The 3,374-nt window shown below is 69.8% G+C and carries 7 protein-coding genes; 3 read left to right on the top strand and 4 right to left on the bottom strand.

Annotation, left to right across the window (positions count from 1 at the left end; genetic code table 11):
- Positions 1-203: 203 nt before the first annotated feature.
- A complete protein-coding gene (locus FXO23_RS43060; RefSeq protein ID WP_158893377.1) occupies positions 204-398 on the top strand; it encodes a hypothetical protein in 195 nt (64 codons plus the stop codon).
- Positions 399-494: 96 nt separating this feature from the next.
- On the opposite strand, the gene FXO23_RS43055 is transcribed toward FXO23_RS43060, so the two are convergent.
- Positions 495-836, bottom strand: coding sequence for a hypothetical protein (locus FXO23_RS43055; protein ID WP_158893375.1), 342 nt, complete (start codon positions 834-836; stop codon positions 495-497).
- A 336-nt stretch (positions 837-1,172) separates the two neighbouring features.
- Positions 1,173-1,427: a hypothetical protein gene (locus FXO23_RS43050; protein ID WP_158893373.1), complete on the bottom strand. Its 255-nt coding sequence runs from the start codon at positions 1,425-1,427 to the stop codon at positions 1,173-1,175.
- Between the two features lie 30 nt (positions 1,428-1,457).
- Here FXO23_RS43050 and FXO23_RS43045 point away from each other — a divergent pair, with 30 nt between their 5' ends.
- Positions 1,458-1,913, top strand: a complete 456-nt coding sequence (locus FXO23_RS43045; protein WP_158893371.1) for a hypothetical protein — start codon at positions 1,458-1,460, stop codon at positions 1,911-1,913.
- A 62-nt stretch (positions 1,914-1,975) separates the two neighbouring features.
- Here FXO23_RS43045 and FXO23_RS43040 read toward each other — a convergent pair whose 3' ends face one another.
- The gene (locus FXO23_RS43040) at positions 1,976-2,320 is read right to left on the bottom strand and encodes a MerR family transcriptional regulator (RefSeq protein ID WP_158893369.1); all 345 of its coding nucleotides are present in this window, start codon (positions 2,318-2,320) and stop codon (positions 1,976-1,978) included.
- Positions 2,321-2,418: 98 nt separating this feature from the next.
- Complete coding sequence (locus FXO23_RS50900; RefSeq protein ID WP_179957044.1) at positions 2,419-3,048, bottom strand: hypothetical protein; 630 nt, start codon at positions 3,046-3,048, stop codon at positions 2,419-2,421.
- A gap of 8 nt (positions 3,049-3,056) precedes the next feature.
- On the opposite strand from FXO23_RS50900, the gene FXO23_RS43030 reads away from it, so the two are divergent.
- Positions 3,057-3,368 carry an ATP-dependent DNA ligase gene (locus FXO23_RS43030; protein WP_343034580.1) on the top strand — a complete coding sequence of 104 codons (312 nt, stop codon included), beginning with the start codon at positions 3,057-3,059 and terminating at the stop codon, positions 3,366-3,368.
- Positions 3,369-3,374: the final 6 nt, after the last annotated feature.

The raw sequence follows: 3,374 nt of genomic DNA, 5'->3' as shown, positions 1-3,374 counted from the left end.
CACAGTCACCTTCACACCATAACCAACGACCACGCCATAATTGAGTTACGCATCAATAGTTCACCGCGGCGCAAAGTGCAGAAGCCATCGCGGCAAAGTAGCCGTCGGTACTGCCTCGGCCCTGGAGAAAAACACCCCGTTTGCGTACAGAAGTCGACGGCTGGCGGGCTTGTGCCGAGTTGGCGGCAAAGAGTCAAGGGCGTGTGGTAGTGGTTGAGGGCCTGGTGGTGGCGTCCGGTGTCGACGGCGTGCCCGATCTGCGCCCGCGGTGTGTCTGGGTGAACCTGGCGGCGCTCGGCATGCGCCTGCTGACCGGAGACCGCCTGGTCGTGCTTGACGACCTCAGCGCGGCCGAAGGCCCGCAACGGCCTGGCTCTCCCGACGACCCGGGACGCTGACCGGGATCAGCCCGGGCAGGGCTGCGGGTCGCAGCACCGCCGGATCCACGGGACAGCAGCCCCAGGGCCCGTTCGAGTGTCCTATACGGACACAGCTCAGTGTTCGATGGCCAGGTGGGTCAGCCGTTGCCGCAACTCCCGCAGAGTGGCCAGGTGCGCCCGGCCGTCACCGTCGTTCTCGTCGATCTCGGCGATTACGTCCAGCAGTTCGAGGATGTCGGCCCGGGGAACGCGGACGTCGGCGGGACGTTCGCCGAGCCGGTCCAGTTCGATCCGCAGCGCGACCAGCATCTCCGGGTCCTGGTCGGGGCTGACCTCGGTGACGGGGGCATCATCGGCGATTCCGGTGTGGCGGGCGTGCTCGACGAACGCGGTCAGGGCGCCGAAGGGCACGGCCTCGCCCGCGGCGGGCAGATCGAATTCCAGACGAGAGGTCATCGGCCGAGCCTACGAGCCACCCCCGACAGACCTGGCCCGCCGACACACCGCGCCGGCCCGTCCGGCGATGGACGGCGACCGGGGTGTTCGGCGCTGCACTGCTGAACGCCGGTGGCCCACCGCCGGTCGCCTGGCGACCGGACGAGCAGCGGGCTTTCTCCTCTCGACCAGCCGCCGTGTTCTGGTTATACCCGGCCACCTCCGCGCCTACGCACCGCGCCGTGGCCTTGTTCGGTTCCGGTTTGATCGAAGGCCCTCGCCATCGCTGCCACCGCGCCCGAGGTTCCCGGTACCCCGGCGCCCGCCGAAGGTCCCGGAGTGAGCCCGTGCACAGGATCAGGCCCGCCCGGCCGGGTTGCGCCCGGACACGGCGGCCGCGCTGTCGAGCGTGGCGTCGACCCATTCGATGAACTTCAGCGGGGAACCGTCGAAATGCTCGCGCACCCGGGCTTGCATGGCTCGAACTTCGTGGCCGGGCAGGAAGTCCCGGTCGCTGGTCTCCCCGCAGCCGCAGCCGCAGGCCCGGTACAGGAAGGGTTTCTCCTCGGGCAGCTCGCAGTAGCCGACCGGTTGATTCGAGCCGGTGTCCACCGGATCCGGCTTCCCGAGGTACGCGTCACGATGCTCAGCGCCGCGACCGCGCTGATCGACTCGGCCGCCCCGGAGGACGTCGCCGGCGTGCTGGCCGCGGTGCGCAACGGGCTGATCGCCGCACGCCGGTGCGGCCTCGCCGCCGCGGGCGAGGCGCGCTGGACCTCGCGGCATCGCAACGCCGAGGCCGTCGAGTTCGCGATGGCGCAACAACTGGTGAGGGCGCCGACACTGGCGACTCAGGAGATCGTGCTGGCCGATCCGCCCGATGTCACCGAACATTTGCGCGGGCCAGCGGCCGACGCCGCGGTCGAGGCGATCACCGGCTTCAGCCGGTCCGCCGAGCAGGCGTTGCGCACCGCCGCGGACCACACCCAGGAATGGGCGGACCGCAGGGTGTGCCGGCACTGCACCGCCCTGGCCCGCGAGCTCCGGGAAGCATGGGGCGGCCAGCACCCCAGCTACCAGCTCCGGCCAGCCGAGTAACACTCCAACTCGGCCGCGAAGCGCGGGAATCCGCCCCGGCCGGCGGGCGGAGGTGAGGCCGGTCAGGTCTGCTGGTCGCGTTCGGCGTTGAGGCGCTGGGCTTCGGCGAGTTGGTCCTCGAGGATGATGATGCGGACCGCGGCGTGCAGCGGGGTGCCGTGGTTGACCAGTTCGCGGGCGCGGGCGGCCAGGCGGAGTTGGTAGCGGGAGTAGCGTCGGTGTCCGCCGGGTGAGCGTTGCGGGGTGAGCAGTTTCGTCTCGTCCAGGCTGCGCAGGAATCCCGGGGTGGTGCCGAGGATTTCGGCGGCGCGGCCCATGGTGTAGGCGGGGTAGTCCTCGTCGTCGATCTTGTGGTCGATCGTGTCGTCCCGGGCACCGTGGTCCGGGGTGTTCGGGGGTGGCGCCATCAACACCTTCACATCGTTGAAGGGCCCCGGCGCTGCGCAGCGCCGGGGCCCGGGATCACAAGGGGTAAATACCATCTCGCGACATCAAAACTGCGTTGTCACATCCGCACTGCACACCACTTCCGGAGAGCAGCGCGGGGATCGCGAATGCGTGATCGAATACCACCATCCTCTTCAGCTCGAAGGTGCGGTACTCCACCCGGCGGGACAACTGCTCCCTGCGGCGGGCGATCCGATGGTGTGACCCCTCCTCCGCATCGACTAACTGTTGTTCCCTTCTGCGCGGCGGCCCGGGAACCACGCTGCTTTACGGTTCCGGGGCGCCGGGTGTCCTGGCCGAGCTGGCGGACCTTCTGTTTGAGGGTGGTGTTCTCAGTGACGATCCGCTGGACGCAGTCCTCGGGCAGGTCCTGCTCCAGATCGCGGATCTTTCCCAGGAGCTGGCCGATGGTGTTGCGTTGCAACGAAACCTCCTCGTTCGCGCGGGCGAGGGCGTCCTCGGCGTTGAGCGCCCGCTCCCGCCAAGTCGCCTCGAGCTGCGCGGCCTGCTCGGCCTGGGCCAGGACGCGCTGCCCGCTGGCCGCGGTGGCGGCTTCCTCGACGAGCTGGCGGGCGGCCGGGTTCTGATAGAGGAAGGTCCGGGAGACATCGGCCCCGCCGAGCGACGGCGGCGACGGTTGATCTTCGCGCGTTCGCGGCGCGGTGGTTCGAGGCCGCTGGCCGCCCACATCGCAGCATCGTCCGGCCACACGCACCACAACGCGGCATACGGATCTTGCTCGACGGCGAACTGGTGGCGCTGCGCGACGGCCGGTTGGACTTCGGGGCGCTGACGTCGGCGCCGCGGGCTCGGGCGGCCGCCGGGATCAGCGGCTACTACGTGGCATTTGACCTGCTCGCCGAGGCCGAGCTTGACCTGCGAGTAGAGCCGTATCGCGTGCGGCGGGAACAGCTGGAGCGGCTGTTCACCGGGATCGGGCCGCCGCTGCAGTTGGCGCCGAGCACGACCGACCGCAGGTCGCGCTGGCCTGGATGCGGCCGGAGATGAGCACGG

Source organism: Amycolatopsis anabasis, from assembly GCF_009765355.1.
In the GTDB taxonomy this organism is placed as follows: domain Bacteria; phylum Actinomycetota; class Actinomycetes; order Mycobacteriales; family Pseudonocardiaceae; genus Amycolatopsis; species Amycolatopsis anabasis.
This window is presented reverse-complemented; position numbering and strand designations above follow the sequence as displayed.